This is a genomic window from Niveispirillum sp. FG156 (assembly GCF_057809555.1).
Genome location: NZ_JBMDKE010000052.1, coordinates 1 through 14855, shown reverse-complemented (window position 1 = coordinate 14855; position 14855 = coordinate 1). Strand labels below are relative to the sequence as shown.

General features: G+C 64.7%; 7 protein-coding genes. 6 read left to right on the top strand and 1 reads right to left on the bottom strand.

Translation table 11 applies throughout. The features are described 5' to 3' along the window. Nucleotides 1-24: 24 nt before the first annotated feature. The 5 genes from ACODSP_RS25175 to ACODSP_RS25155 are packed head-to-tail and all read left to right on the top strand — an operon-like array spanning nt 25 to nt 12410. Nucleotides 25-2517, top strand: coding sequence for an ABC transporter permease (locus ACODSP_RS25175; protein ID WP_488968277.1), 2493 nt, complete (start codon nt 25-27; stop codon nt 2515-2517). A gap of 30 nt (nt 2518-2547) precedes the next feature. Next, nucleotides 2548-5016: an ABC transporter permease gene (locus ACODSP_RS25170; protein ID WP_488968276.1), complete on the top strand. Its 2469-nt coding sequence runs from the start codon at nt 2548-2550 to the stop codon at nt 5014-5016. A gap of 35 nt (nt 5017-5051) precedes the next feature. Beyond that, a complete protein-coding gene (locus ACODSP_RS25165) occupies nt 5052-7502 on the top strand; it encodes an ABC transporter permease (RefSeq protein WP_488968275.1) in 2451 nt (816 codons plus the stop codon). A gap of 10 nt (nt 7503-7512) precedes the next feature. Then, nucleotides 7513-9954: an ABC transporter permease gene (locus ACODSP_RS25160; protein ID WP_488968274.1), complete on the top strand. Its 2442-nt coding sequence runs from the start codon at nt 7513-7515 to the stop codon at nt 9952-9954. A gap of 14 nt (nt 9955-9968) precedes the next feature. Continuing rightward, a complete protein-coding gene (locus ACODSP_RS25155) occupies nt 9969-12410 on the top strand; it encodes an ABC transporter permease (protein WP_488968273.1) in 2442 nt (813 codons plus the stop codon). Nucleotides 12411-12538: 128 nt separating this feature from the next. Here the strand turns inward: ACODSP_RS25155 and mobA are convergent, their stop codons facing one another. Beyond that, on the bottom strand, nt 12539-13231 hold the full coding sequence (gene mobA, locus ACODSP_RS25150) for a molybdenum cofactor guanylyltransferase MobA (RefSeq protein ID WP_488968272.1): 693 nt from the start codon (nt 13229-13231) through the stop codon (nt 12539-12541). A gap of 213 nt (nt 13232-13444) precedes the next feature. Here mobA and ACODSP_RS25145 point away from each other — a divergent pair. Beyond that, the coding region (locus tag ACODSP_RS25145) for an SAM-dependent methyltransferase (protein WP_488968271.1) at nt 13445-14855 on the top strand (1411 nt) is incomplete at its 3' end.

Below are 14855 nucleotides of genomic sequence, written 5' to 3'. Positions count from 1 at the left end.
TGGGGCTACCAAGAGGGGGGGGAAATGCTGCGTAACTGGATCATGGTGGCCCTGCGGAACCTGCTGCGCCACCGTCTGCACGCCCTGTTGAACCTGTCGGGCCTGGCCGTGGGGCTGGCCGCCTGTCTTCTGATCCTGCTGTTCGTGCGCAATGAGACCGGTTACGACCGGTTCTTCACGGATGCGGATCGTATCTATCAGGCGACCATCGAATGGCATGTGCCGGGCCGCAAGCCGGAGCGCAACGCCTATACCCAGATGGGCTTCGGCCCCGCCTTCAAGAATGCCCATCCGGAGGTGGAGGATTTCACCCGCTTCCTTCAAAGCCGGGCCATCATATCGGTCGGTGACCGGCAATTCTATGAATGGACCTTCACGGTCGATCCCACCTTCCTGCGGATCTTTGATTTTCCGCTGCTGGCCGGTGATGCAGCGACCGCGCTGACCGATCCCTATTCCGTGGTCCTGACCGAAGAAATGGCCCGGAAATATTTCGGCGATGCGCCGGCCCTGGGCCAGACCCTGACGCTGGATCACAAGTATGAACTGAAGGTGACGGCGGTCGTGGCCAGCCTGCCGCGCAACACGCATCTGGATTTCGGCGTGCTGCTGCCCATGGGCCATCCCGCCGGCACCTGGATGATCGAACAGGAAAAGAACTGGGGCAATACGCAGGGCCAGACCTATCTGCGGCTGAAGCCGGGTGCGTCGGTGGAGCCGCTGCGCGCCGGCATGCAGGAATGGGTCAAGCGCACTTTCACGCCGTTGCAGACGCCGCAGGGCCCCATTGATCTGTCCGCCCTGGCCTTTCCCGGCCTGCGTCCGCTGACCAGCATCCATACCGAACCGATGGGCGGCGATGTGACGCCGGGGATCAGCCAGACAGAGCTGACCATCTTCACGGCGGTCGCCTTTCTGGTGCTGATCATCGCCTGCATCAATTTCATGAACCTGGCGACCGCCCGTGCCACCCAGCGCGCGCGGGAGGTCAGCGTGCGCAAGGTGGTGGGCGCTAGCCGGGCACAGCTGGTGTCGCAGTTCCTGGGCGAAAGCGTGCTGATGACCCTGTTCGCCCTGCTGATCGCCATTGCGCTGGTGGAAGTTTCCCTGCCGGGGTTCAGCACGTTCCTGGGCAAGGAACTGGTGCTGGATTTCAGCCAGGACCCGCTGCTGCTGCCTATGCTGCTGGGGCTGGTGCTGCTGGTCGGTATCGGCGGCGGCGCCTATCCGGCTTTCCTTCTGTCATCCTTCAACCCGGCCCAGACCATGAAAAGTGCCGGGTCCGGCACCAGTGGCGGTTCCGGTCGGCTGCGCACGGTGCTGGTGGTGGTGCAGTTCGCCATTTCTATCACCCTGATGGTCGCCACCTCGGTCGTCTATGGCCAGTTCATCTATGCCCAGCACAAGAACCTTGGCTACGACACGGAGAATGTCGTGATCGTCGGCCATTTCCTGGATGAAGGCGTGCGGGAAAAGCGCGAGACCTTCATGGACATGCTGCGCGCCGATCCCAATGTTGCCGGTGTGGGTGTGGCGGCCCATATCCCCGGCGATGGCGGGGAAAACAACACCGTGATCGAGCCGCTGACCGGGACCAAGCCTGAACAGCATGTGATGCGTCAGGACAGTGTCGGACCCGGCTTCTTCGAAGCGCTGGGCATGCACATGCTTGCCGGTCGCACCTTCGACCGAACCCGTGCCACCGATCTGGTCCAGCGTCCCGACTGGATGAAAGAGAACAAGCCGCCGCCGGAAGGCACCAAGGAAATCCTTCTGCCGGTCGGCGTCGTACTGAACGAAACCGCCGTCAAGACCCTGGGCTATGAAAGCACGGGCGCGGCCCTGGGTCAGCAGGTGAAGATCATGGACAACATGACCACCTATCTGATGGGCACTGTCATCGGCGTGGTGGCGGATTTCCACTACCGCTCCGTTCATGAGCCCATCCGTGCCGTGATGTATATCAGCGATGAGGGCCGTCACCATGCCATGGCCATACGGGCCAAGGCCGGGCAGTTGCAGGCGGTGGTGGACAAGATCGACCGCACCTGGGCCGAACTGATCCCCGACCGTCCGATTGAGCGCAGCTTCTTCGATGTGAACATCGCCAACCAGTATCAGCGCGAACAGAAGACCTCGCAGATGTTCGCGACCTTTGCGGGTCTGGCGATCTTCATCTCCTGCCTGGGCCTCTATGGTCTGGCCAGCTTCACCGCCGAACGCCGGACCAGGGAGATCGGCCTGCGCAAGGTGCTGGGCGCCAGCGTGCCCGACATTGTCCGCCTGCTGGTCTGGCAGTTCTCCAAGCCGGTGCTGGTGGCGAACCTGATCGCCTGGCCCGTGGCCTGGTTCTGCATGGATCGCTGGCTGTCGGATTTCACCTACCGGATCGACCTGAACCCGCTGCTGTTCCTGGGCGCCGGATCGGTGGCGCTCGCCATCGCCTGGGTGACGGTCGGTGTGCATGCGGCCCGCGTGGCACAGGCAAAGCCGGTGAAGGCACTGCGGTACGAGTGACGGTTAAAGGGATAGAGGGGGAGGGATATCATGCTGAAGAATTGGGTCCTGGTGGCCATCCGCACTCTGCTGCGGCACAAGCTGTACACGGCCATCAATGTCACCGGTCTGGCCGTGGGTCTGGCCAGTTGCCTGATGATCATGCTGCATGTCCGGGACGAACTGTCCTATGACGCCTGGGTGCCCGATGCCGACCGCATCGTGCGCGTCCATACCAGCTATGAGATCCCGGGACGCGCGCCCTTCAACACTGTCCGTTCGGCGGGCCGGATGATGGACGCCCTCATCACCGCCTATCCCGAACAGGTGGAGGTGGCGGCCCGCATGTTCCCCTATGATACCTCCATCCTGCGCGACGGCACCGCCATTCCGCAGACCGTGACCTATACGGACCCGGCGGCCCTTGCCATTTTCGGCCTGACATTCCTGGAAGGTGATGCGGCAACGGCCCTGTCGGACCCGTCATCGCTGGTGCTGACGCAAAGTGCGGCGCGCAAATATTTCGGCGATGCCGATCCCATCGGTCGCACCCTGACCATCTGCTGTATCGGTCCCGACCGGTATGACCACCGCGTCACGGCGGTCATCGCCGACCTGCCGCTCAACACGCATCTGAAGGTGGAGATGCTGGCCCCGGTCGTGCCGCAGCGTCTGGCGGGCTTTCCCAACATCCTGGACACCTGGACCTCGGTCAATGTCTTCACTTATCTGAAGCTGCGCCGCGCCGATGACATCGCCCGGCTGGCCGATGACAATGCCGCCTTCATCGACCGGATGATCCCCAACAAGAACAACAATGTCCGCACCTCCGACAGCACGCGCCAGCATTTCATGCCCATCCGCGATATCCGCCTGCATGCCAAGCAGCAGGCCGGCGATATCGGCGATATGAAGCCGGCGGGCGATGCCGGGCTGGTGACGGCCCTGTCCATGGTGGCCTTGCTGATCCTGGCGCTGGGCTGCGTGAATTTCACCAACATGGCCATCGCCCGCTCCTCCCTGCGCGGGCGGGAGGTGGCGGTGCGCAAGGTGCTGGGTGCGCGCCGCCGCTCCCTGGTGGCACAGTTCCTGACCGAAGGGTCGGTGATGGTCGTGCTGTCCATCCTGGTGGCGCTGGGCCTCATGGAACTGGCGCTGCCGGCCTTCAATGGCGTGACGGGCAAGGACTTGTCGATCCCGCTGCTGGACCCGCTGTTCCTGTCGGCGCTGCTGGGCCTGTCGCTGCTGGTCACCCTGCTGGGTGGGGCCTATCCGGCGCTCTATCTGTCGGGGTTCCAGCCGGCCCGCATCCTGAAGGGTGAAGATGCCGCCGATGGCGGTGGCGCGCGGCTGCGGCAGCTGCTGGTGGTGATGCAGTTCGCAGTGGCCATCGGCCTGTCGATCATCACCCTGGTCGTCTATCGCCAGACCCTGTTCGCGACCAATGCCGAACTGGGGTTTGACCGGCAGCATGTGCTGGCCTTGCGCAACCTGGGTGGGGCGGGGTTCCAGTCGACGCGTGATGCCGTGATGGAACAGGTGCGCCGCCTGCCCGGCGTGACGGAGGTTGCCCTGTCCTCCGACGTGCCCACCGACAATAACGAAAACAACATGATCTTCACGTTGGAAGGCTCCGGCGAGAAGGGGCAGGTGTTGAATTACCAGAGCCTGGGTGACGGGTTCATGGAACTGTACAAGGTTGCCCCCGTGGCTGGCCGCGCCTTCAACCCTTCCTTCGGCACCGACCTTGTCCGCCCGCCGGCGGATGGGGAGACGGGGCAGGCGTCCGCCATGATCAATGAGGCGGCGGCCCGCCTGCTGGGCTTTGCCACCAATGCCGAGGCGGTGGGACGGACCTTGAAGACCAAGACGCTGGGCAATGCGCCCTTCGATCTGACCATTGTCGGCGTCATTCCGGATATCCGGTTCCGGTCCCTGAAATACGGGATACAGCCGACCGTGATGTTCCAGGCCGAACGCCAGTTCGACACGTTGTCCATCCGTTTCGACGGGCGTGACCCGTCGGCGCTGCTGTCGCAGGTGCAGTCGCTCTGGGCCCGCATGATTAATGACCGGCCCCTCAATGCCGCCTTCGTGGAGGACATGATCACCGCCCAGTATAATGAGGAGCGGGTGCAGGCCACCGTCTTTGCCTCCTTCTCCGGCCTCGCCATCCTGGTGGCCTGCCTGGGTCTTTATGGCCTGTCCGGCTTTGCGGCCCGGCGTCGGACCAAGGAGATCGGCCTGCGCAAGGTGTTCGGCGCCACGGTCGCGCAGATCGTGGCCCTGCTGGTCTGGCAATTCTCCCGTCCCGTCATGATCGCCAACCTCGTCGCCTGGCCCATCGCCTGGTGGCTGCTGCGCGGCTGGCTGGACGGTTTCGAACAGCGCGTGGACCTGTCGCCGGCCTATTTCGTGGCCGCCGGCCTGACGGCCCTGATCATCGCCTGGATCACCGTCGCCGGCCACGCCGCCACCACCGCCATGGCCCCCCCCATCAAGGCGCTGCGGCACGAATAAGGGCACGTTGGCGGGGATCGGGAAGGGGGTGGCGTATGCTGTGGAACTGGCTTCTGATCGCGTGGCGTCATCTGCTGCGGCACAAGCTCTATACCGCGATCAACGTGGTGGGCCTGGCCGTGGGCCTGTCCGTCTGCATGATCATCGGCACCCTTGTCCGGTTTGAAACCAGTTTCGACGGCTATCACGAAAAGGCCGACCGCATCGTACGGGTGAACCGCACCGGATACATGTCCGGGCAGGCCCCCTGGTTCGGAAGTGTCACCGGTTTGCCGGTGGGTCCCGCCCTGGCGGAGCGTCTGCCCGACGTGGAACAGGTTGTCCGCACCATCCCGTTCCTGACCTCTGTCGAACGGGCCGATGGGCAGGTGTTCACCCAGGCCGCCTTGCGGGTCGATCCGAACTATCCCCAGGTCTTCGATCTGGTTTTCTTGAAGGGTGATCCGACCTTGGCGCTGGCCCGGCCCGGTGATGCCGTCCTGACCGAAAGCACCGCCCGGAAATATTTCGGCGATGCCGAGGCGATGGGGCAGGTGCTGACGCTGAAGTCCGGTCGCACCTTGACGGTAACAGGCGTCATCGCGGAGCCGCCCATGAATTCCAGCCTGCGGGCCGGCCTCCTGACCCCGATTACGACCAGCGTCAGCGATCAGGCGGATCGGGAGTTTCGCGAACGGGAAGGGCAGTGGAACAGTTCCTGGCTCGCCACCTATCTGCTGCTGCGTCCCGGTGTGGATGCGGCGGCTTTGGAAAGGCAGATTGATACGTTGTTGCCGTCCCTGGTGCCTGACTACCGGTCACCCGACGACGCCAAAGGTATCTACACTTTCAGCCTTTCGCTGCAGCCCCTGACCGACATCCGCACCAACCCGGTGGCGGGAGAGGCGGGAACGCCGATGCCGGTCATCCAGGGGACGCTGCTAACCGGCATGCTGGTCCTGTTTGTCGCCGGGATCAATTTCATCAATCTGACAACGGCACGGTCTGGGCTGCGCCTGCGGGAGATTGGCATCCGCCGTACGCTGGGTGCCAAACGTGCCGGGTTGGCCATGCAGTTCCTGACGGAATCCACTGTGCTGGCCAGTCTGGCGGGCGTCCTGGCGCTGCCGGCCACCGAACTGATCCTGCCGTTTCTGCGGCTGCTGAAGATCGAGGTGCCAGCCGATCCGTTCGCGGATCGGGCGCTGCTGACCGGTCTGCTGCTGTTGCCGCCGCTGGTGGGTCTTGTCGCGGGCCTTTACCCCGCCCTGGTCCTGTCACGCACAGGCGTGGCCACGGGGGCGAAAGGCCCGCCGGCGGCGGGGGGCGGGCTGCGCACGGCCCTAGTCGTGTCGCAATTCGTCATCGCCATCGTGCTGGCCATCGGCGCGCTGTTTATCCTGCATCAGACCCGGTTTGCAGCGACGCAGCAATTGGGCTTCGACCGTGAGAATGTTCTGATCATCAACCAGCTGCCCAGCGACGGCGGGGCCGGTCGTTTTGAGGCATTGGGGGATGCATTGGGCCGTCTTCCCGGTGTGAAGTCGGTCGCCCTTTCCGCCTGGGCGCCGGCAGGCGGATCGAAGGCAAGCATGGGCTTCCGGCTGCCGGGTCAGACGGCGACACTGCATCTGCGAACGGAAGCCATTGATTTCGGTTATCTGGAAACCATGGGGGCGACCCTGCTGGCCGGACGCCTGTTCGACCGGGCACATGGGCCTGACATCATGCGGCTGGCCAATGAACCGCACGAAAGGGCAGAGGCCAATATTGTCGTGACGCGGGCCATGCTGCCGAAGCTGGGTGTCCGTGACCCCGCGGCGGCATTGGGGCAGCAGTTGCGCGGTGGTATGGTTGGTGCCCCCGCGCGTCAGCAGATATTGACGATTATCGGCGTGGTGGAGGATTTCCGGTTCAGCTCCGCGCGCGTCGAAGCCGAAGCCGCCCTGTTCGTGATCGACCAGTCGCAGTTCGGGGCGATGCTGCTGCGGCTGCTGCCCGGTGATCAGAAGGCGACCCTGGCAGCGGTGGGCGATGTCTGGCGGCAACTGGCGCCGAACATCCCTCTTTACCGTGGGTTCCTGGACGAGACGATCGACCGCCTGTACGAGGCGGAGGCGCGTCAGGGGACAGTGATCGCTACCTTCGCCGGTCTGGCCGTCATCATTGCCTGCATGGGTCTTTACGGTCTGGCCGCCTTCACGGCGGAGCGGCGGACGAAGGAGATCGGCATCCGCAAGGTGCTGGGCGCCAGCGTGGCCGATATCGTGCGCCTGCTGGTTTGGCAATTCTCACGGCCCGTGCTGCTGGCCACCCTGATCGCGTGGCCACTGGCCTGGTACGGGGTCAGCCTGTGGCTGGAAGGGTTCGCCAGCCGGGTTTCCATCAATCCATTGATTTTCGTCGGTGTCGGTCTGGCGGCCCTGGTCATTGCCTGGGTCACTGTCGCGGGGCATGCGGCGCGGGTGGCGGCGGAAAAGCCCGTCCGGGCCCTGCGCTATGAATAGGAGTTGGGGCATGTTGAGGAACTGGCTGATGGTGGCGGTGCGCAACCTCATGCGCCACAGGCTCTATACGGCGATCAATGTCCTGGGCCTGACGGCGGGGCTGGCGGCGGCGTTGCTGATTGCCGTGTTCGTCCGGCATGAGCTGTCGTTCAATGACCGGTTCGCCACTGTCGACAGCACCTGGCGGCTCAACCGCATCCTGATGATCAATGGTCGGGCGCCGGAGCCGACGGCGTCACAGGCCATCCCCCTGGCCCCCGCCCTGAAACAGAGCTTCCCGGAGGTGGTGCAGGCTGTGCGGGTGGCCCGCGTGCGGGAGGTGGTGCGCCGTGACGGGGACAGCCTTTACCAGCTGTTTTCCGCCGTGGACCCCGACTATTTCGAGATTTTCGACTGGCGCTTCCTGTCCGGCGACCCGGCATCCGCCCTGACGCAGCCCAACAGCGCGGTTCTGACGGTGGCGACGGCGGAAAAGCTGTTCGGCACCACCAATGTCCTGGACCGGACCATCGAGCTGGGGTCCGGCATCACCCTGCGTGTCACGGGTGTGATTGAAAACCCGCCCGTCAATGTCACCCACCGGCCAGAGGCGCTGATCGCCCTATCGACGCCGCTGCCTTCCATCGACCGGGCGCGGGAGCATTGGAACTGGAACTGGATCGACACTTATGTCCGCTTGGCCCCCGGCACCGATGTGGCGCGGCTGACGGCGGCATTGCCCGACTTCGTGCGCCGGAACAATCCCAACGCGGTGGAGGATGAAGGCCAGGGCGACCGTAATGTCCTGACGCTTCAGAAGCTGCGCGATGTCCATACGGCACCCCTGTCCGATGATGAGGGGACCAGCATGGCCGTCATTTCCGGCCTGACGGCGCTGGCCGCCGTCATCCTGGCCATCGCGGCGGTGAATTTCGTCAATCTGGCGACGGCGCGGGCCAGCATGCGGGCGCGTGAGGTGGCGATGCGCAAGGCGCTGGGCGCGCCGCGCCGGCTGCTGGTGCTGCAATTCCTGGGGGAAAGCCTGCTGCTGACCTTCCTGTCGGGCCTGATGGCCCTGGCCCTGGTGGAGGTGACGCTGCCTTTGTTCCAGGATGCCATGTCGGTCGCCATCGATCCCGCCTATCGTGAGCTTTGGGCCATGGCGATCATCGTGGCGGGCCTGTCCTTCGTGCTGGGTGTGCTGGGCGGCCTCTATCCGGCCCTGGTCCTGTCTGGCTTCCGGCCCGCCCATGTGCTGCGCGGCAACAGCAAGGGCAATGCCGGCAGCGGGCGGCTGCGCACCATTCTGGTGGTGGCGCAGTTCGCGGTGGCCATCGCGCTGACCGTCGGCACCCTGGTCGTGCTGCAACAGGCGCGGTATGCCAGCAGCCAGCAGCTGGGTTTCGACAAGGATAATGTCGTGCTGCTGCGCGGTGCCGACAACAAGGCGGCCAAGCCCAAGCTGGCCGCCCTGAAACAGCGGCTGCTGGCCGATCCCGGTGTCATCGCGGTGGCGGGTGCCCCCTGGGTTCCGTCCGACGGTGCCGAAACCACCAGCGCCTATCGCCGCACCGATGACGGCCAGAATGCCAGCGTCACCATCCGCACCGACAATGTCGATTACGGCTATTTCGAAGCGCTGGGTGCCCGCCTGCTGGCCGGTCGCACCTTTGATGAGAAATACGGGGCCGAAGCCGCCGCCGATGTACCGTCAGGACAGCAGATGGAGGGCCGCACCGCGTCCGCGCTGCTCTCGCTGTCGGCGGTGCGGCAGCTGGGCTGGGCCAGCCCGCAGGATGCCATTGGCCACACGCTGATGTATCCGCAGGATGAGGGCGACGTGACCTTGACCATCGTCGGCGTCGTTGACGATCTGCAATACCGCACGGCGCGCGACCGCACCGTGGCGTCTGTCTATCAGATCGACCAGGGCCAGATTGGCACCCTGATGGTGCGGATCAGGCCCGATGCCGCGCCCGCCGTGCTGAACCGCATCGACGCCCTGTGGCGGGAGATGGTGCCCGAGGTGCCGGTGCGCCAGCAGTTCCTGGATGAACGGATCGAGCAGCTTTACGCGCTGGATGTCCGGCAGGGGAAATTGTTCGCGGCCTTTGCGGGGCTGGCCGTGATCATCGCCTGCCTGGGCCTGTTCGGTCTGGCCAGTTTCACCGCCGAACGCCGGACCAAGGAGATCGGCATCCGCAAGGTGCTGGGCGCCAGTGTCGGGGATCTTGTGCGCCTGCTGGTCTGGCAATTCTCGCGCCCCGTGCTGATCGCCAATCTGGTCGCCTGGCCGCTGGCCTGGTTCGGGCTCAGCCGCTGGCTGGAGGGGTTTGCCTATCGTGTGGCACTCGACCCGCTGCTGTTCGTGGCGGCGGGGCTGGGTGCCTTGATCATTGCCTGGGCCACGGTCGCGGGCCATGCGGCGCGGGTGGCGGCGGAAAAGCCGGTTCGCGCCTTGCGGTATGAATAAGGGGGAGCAGGGGAATGCTGAAGAACTGGATCATGGTGGCGCTGCGCAACCTGCTGCGTCACAAGCTTTATACCAGCATCAATGTGCTGGGGCTGGCCGCCGGTCTGGCGGCGGCCCTGCTGATCACGGTCTTCGTGTGGCATGAACTGTCTTACAACAGCATGTTCACCGACGCGGACAAGACCCTGCGCATTGTCCGGACCGAATATCTGCCGGGCCGTGCGCCCGCGACCTATGCCGCCATGTCCATGCCCACCGCGGCGGCCCTGAAGCAGGAATTCTCGGAGATCGAAACGGTCGTCCGCTTTGGCCGCATGCGGGAGATCGTGCGCCGGGGGGATGAAAGCCTGTATGTCAGCTTCCATGCCGTGGATGTCGATTATCTGCTTCTGTTCGACTGGCCGTTCCTGTCGGGTGATCCGCGCACGGCCCTGTCGCAGCCCAACAGCACCGTCCTGACCAAAACGCTGGCGACCAAGATATTCGGGGAGCAGGAGGCGCTGGGCCGCACCGTCACCCTGATCGATGGCCGCACGCTGACGGTGACGGGCGTCATCAAGGACCCGCCCTCCAACGTGACGGATGAGGTGGAGGCGCTGGTCTCCATCGCCACGCCGCTGCCCTTCCTGGAACGGCAGCGGGAAAATTGGGGCAGCAACTGGCTGCAAGTCTATCTGCGGCTGGCGCCCGGTGCCGATATGGAGCGGTTGAAGACCGATCTGAAGGGCTTCATGGGTCGCGTCCGCCCCAGCGCGAACCCGCAGGATGATGGCGGTTACCGCGCTGAACTCAGCCTGCAGCCGCTGCTGGACATCCGCACCCATCCGCTGCCCGGCGGCATCGGCACCAGCATGGCGGTGATCTCCGGCCTGATCGCCCTGGCCGCGCTGATCATGGCCATCGCGGCCATCAATTTCATCAATCTTGCGACCGCGCGGGCCACCATGCGGGCGCGGGAAGTGGCCTTGCGCAAGACGCTGGGCGCACCCCGCCGCCTGATCATTCTACAGTTCCTGGGCGAAAGCCTGCTGTTGACCCTGCTGGCCGGTCTGCTGGCCATGGCCGTGGTGGAATTGGGTCTGGACCCGTTCCAGTCGGCCCTGGGCATCAAGATGGACCCGGCCTTCCATGCCATGGGCCTGCTGGGGGCCATCACGCTGGGCCTGTCGGTGCTGCTGGGCCTGCTGGGCGGGCTTTATCCGGCCTTCGTCCTATCGGGTTTCCGTCCGGCACAGGTTCTACGCTCCAACAAATCCGCCGGTGCCGGCGGCGGGCGGCTGCGTGCCGCCCTGGTGGTGGCACAGTTCGCGGTGGCCATCGGCCTGACGGTGGGCACGCTGGTCGTGCTGCAACAGACCCGCTATGCCAGCAGCCAGGAACTGGGCTTCGACAAGGAGAATGTCGTTCTGCTGCGCGGATTTGAGTATGACGCCGCGCGGTCCAAGCTGGACACTTTCAAGGCGCGGCTGTTGGCCGATCCGGCGGTGGTGTCGGTGGCGGGCGCGCCCTGGGCCCCGTCCGACCCGTCCGAACGCACCTCCACCTACGGCGTCATTACCGGCGACCGGAACGAGACGATGACGGTTCGCACCGAACCGGTGGATTTCGGCTATTTCGAAACGCTGGGCGCCACCATGCTGGCGGGCCGCAGCTTCGACAAGGCGCGCGGCGCCGATGAGGCGAAATTCGTGCCCGAAGGCAGCAAGCTGGAGGGGCGGACCGCCGCCACCATCATCTCCGCGACGGCGGTACAGCAGTTCGGCTGGGGCAGCCCGGCAGAGGCCATCGGTCGCACCATCAATTTTCCCCAGGATGAAGGCGACATCACCTTGCAGGTGGTCGGCGTCGTCACCGACCTTCAGTATAAATCCGCGCGCAACAGCACGGTTGCTACCATCTATCACCCGGAGCCGCTGGAAACGCGGGTGCTGATGGTCCGCATCCGTCCGGGTGAGGTGTCGGCCACCTTGAACCGTATCGACAGCCTGTGGCGGGAGATGGTGCCCGATGTGCCGGCGCGCCGTCATTTCCTGGATGAACGCGTGGAACTGCTCTATGCCGACGATATCCGCCAGGGCAAGCTGTTCGCGGCCTTCGCGGGGCTGGCCGTCATCATCGCCTGTCTGGGCCTGTTCGGTCTGGCCAGCTTCACGGCGGAACGGCGGACGAAGGAGATTGGCATCCGCAAGGTGCTGGGCGCATCGGTCCTGCAATTGGTGCGGCTGCTGGTGTGGCAGTTCTCCCGCCCCGTGCTGATCGCCAACCTGATCGCCTGGCCCGTCGCCTGGTACGGGCTGAACCGCTGGCTGCAGGGCTTCGCCTATCGTGTGGACCTGGACCCGCTGCTGTTCCTGGTTGCTGGCCTGGGGGCCATGGTGATCGCCTGGGCCACCGTGGCCGGACATGCGGCACGCGTGGCCGTGGAAAAGCCGGTCAAGGCCCTGCGCTACGAATGATATCCAGGGTCATAATTAGATCAGGTTTACGTTGACTGGAAGCACCCTGTCGTCATCCCGGCGGAAGCCGGGACCCAGCGTAGAGCGGCGTCCGCTGCGACATGAGTCATATCGGCGCTAACCGCGCCTCACGCTGGGTCCCGGCTTTCGCCGGGATGACGATGAAAATGCGATGCCATTCGTATAAGTTCTTCGGCCTGGACCAGATCGTCCGGGCCGTTGATGTTGAAAAATGGGTCGATGCCGTCCGGACCGGCGGGGAAGGGGACATCGACCCGCCCATGCCGGGCGGCAAAGACCCCAACCTTGCGCAGCCCCTCGTCCCGCAGGGCAATGCGCAGCTCCTCGCGCAGGCTGACGGGCCACAGGGCGACAGTCGGGTGTCGGATGCCATCCGGCCCCACGGCCATGGCCACTGCCCCGCCGCCGGTCAACGCAGCCGCCAGTGCCGGATAAAGATCGGCGGGCAGGAATGGCGTGTCGCAGGGCACGCACAGGATATGGGTACGGTCCGGCCTGTGAGTGGCGGTCCAGTCCATGGCCGCCAGTAATCCTGCCAGCGGCCCCGGCCGGTCCGGTACCGTGTCGGCCACCACCGTCAGGGGGGCCAACACCAGCACATGGTCGAAACGCCCCGCATCATCATTGGCGGACAGCAGGACAATATCACTCCACCGCCGGACATGCCCCGTGATCCGGCCCAGCAGCGGGACACCCGCCAGCAGCCGCAGCCCCTTGTCCCCACCGCCCATGCGGCTGGACAGACCACCCGCCAGGATGATCGCCACCGGGGGTGGGTCGCTGTGTGTTGATTGCACCATGCTACTCATCATGGAATGACTTTTACTGGTGCGCGCGCATACATGGGGTCTAACCCCATGACTGGTAACAAATCTGAGATGTATCGCATTGCAACTCGCTCTAATTTTGCGGCATGCATTCATGCCTCGAATGCGTTAGGGTCATGGCGCCTTCGGCGTAGCCCGTTTGGAAATTGACCAACCTTAGATACGTACCCAGGGGGACCAAGGACGATGCCCAATTCCTTCGATCTGTCCAAGCCGATTGTGACCGGCCAGACCCATGGCAGCCTGACCGTCGTCGGCACGGGTATCCGGTCGATCTCGCATTTCACGCAGGAGGCCATCGGCCATATCCGTGATGCCGATGTCGTGTTCTTTGGTGTTCCCGATGGTGTCACGGCCAGCTTCATCCGGGAGCTGAACCCCAATTCCTATAATCTGGCCCTGCATTATGGCGAGGACAAGCGCCGCCTGATCACCTATGTGCAGATGGCCGAACTGATCCTGCGTGCCGTGCGCGAGGGTAAGCGCGTGACCGCCGTGTTCTACGGCCATCCGGGTTTCTTCGTGTCGCCCGCCCGCCGCGCCCTGAACATCGCGCGCAAGGAAGGCCACCGGACGGAGATGCTGCCCGGCATTTCCTCCACCGACTATCTGTTTGCCGATCTGCGCATCGATCCGTCGGTCAATGGCTGCCAGATCCTGGATGCCGGTGACCTGCTGCTGCGCAACCGGCCTGTCGTGACCTCCAGCCATGTCGTGCTGTTGCAGGTCGGCTCCGTCGGTGACAGCTATTATTCGGTGAAGGGCTTCAAGAACAACAAGCGCGCCATCCTGTTCGAGCGCCTGATCGAGATCTATGGCGAGAACCACCCCACCTATCATTATGTCGGCGCCACCTTCCCCGGCCTGGACAGCCAGATCATCCGCCGCCCGCTGAAGGCCTATCGTGACCCGGCTGTCCGCGCGTCGGTTCATCAGGCCTGCAGCTTCTATCTGCCGCCCAAGGACATTCTGCCCATCGATCCGGATATGGCCGAACAGCTGGGCATCGAACGTCCTGCTGACCGCACCCGGACCGGTGACCCGCTTCCGGTCAGCCCGACCGGCGATTACGGCCCGTTCGAAATGGATGCCATCGCCCGTCTTGGCCGCGAGCCGCTGGGTGGGCGGGAGCGTCAGACCTCCAAGGCGCTGTACCGCATCCTCTCGCAGATGGCCGGAAACCCCGGTGCTGCCGATGCTTTCCGCCGCGATCCCAAGACCTATGTCAGCCTGTTCGCGGGCCTGACGGAGGATGAAAAGGCGGCCCTGGTTGGCCGCAAGGCGCCGGCCCTGCACGCCGTTTCGCTTCAGATCGTGCGCCCCGGCATGCCCGGCGATCAGGCCCCGCCGCGCGAAATCGCCGTCACGCCGCTGAAGCCCGTCCGCGCCGACGCCTCGGAAATGCACGATCCCGAGGAACCGCACGACGCCAACGAAATGCATGACCCGGTTGATGGCGGCGCCCCGGCTGCTCCGTCGCAGTGGGACTATATGCTGAGCGCTGGGAAGCAGGACGCTTCCGAGCAGCATGACGCGACGGAACAGCACGACGCGACGGAACAGCACGACGTGACCGAGCAGCACGACGCGACGGAAC

What these genes read in the sequence shown, in the direction of transcription:
- ACODSP_RS25175 (WP_488968277.1), top strand. Translation starts at nt 25, where the DNA reads ATGCTGCGTAACTGGATCATGGTGGCCCTGCGGAACCTGCTGCGCCAC.
- ACODSP_RS25170 (WP_488968276.1), top strand. Translation starts at nt 2,548, where the DNA reads ATGCTGAAGAATTGGGTCCTGGTGGCCATCCGCACTCTGCTGCGGCAC.
- ACODSP_RS25165 (WP_488968275.1), top strand. Translation starts at nt 5,052, where the DNA reads ATGCTGTGGAACTGGCTTCTGATCGCGTGGCGTCATCTGCTGCGGCAC.
- ACODSP_RS25160 (WP_488968274.1), top strand. Translation starts at nt 7,513, where the DNA reads ATGTTGAGGAACTGGCTGATGGTGGCGGTGCGCAACCTCATGCGCCAC.
- ACODSP_RS25155 (WP_488968273.1), top strand. Translation starts at nt 9,969, where the DNA reads ATGCTGAAGAACTGGATCATGGTGGCGCTGCGCAACCTGCTGCGTCAC.
- mobA (WP_488968272.1), bottom strand. Translation starts at nt 13,231, where the DNA reads ATGGTGCAATCAACACACAGCGACCCACCCCCGGTGGCGATCATCCTG.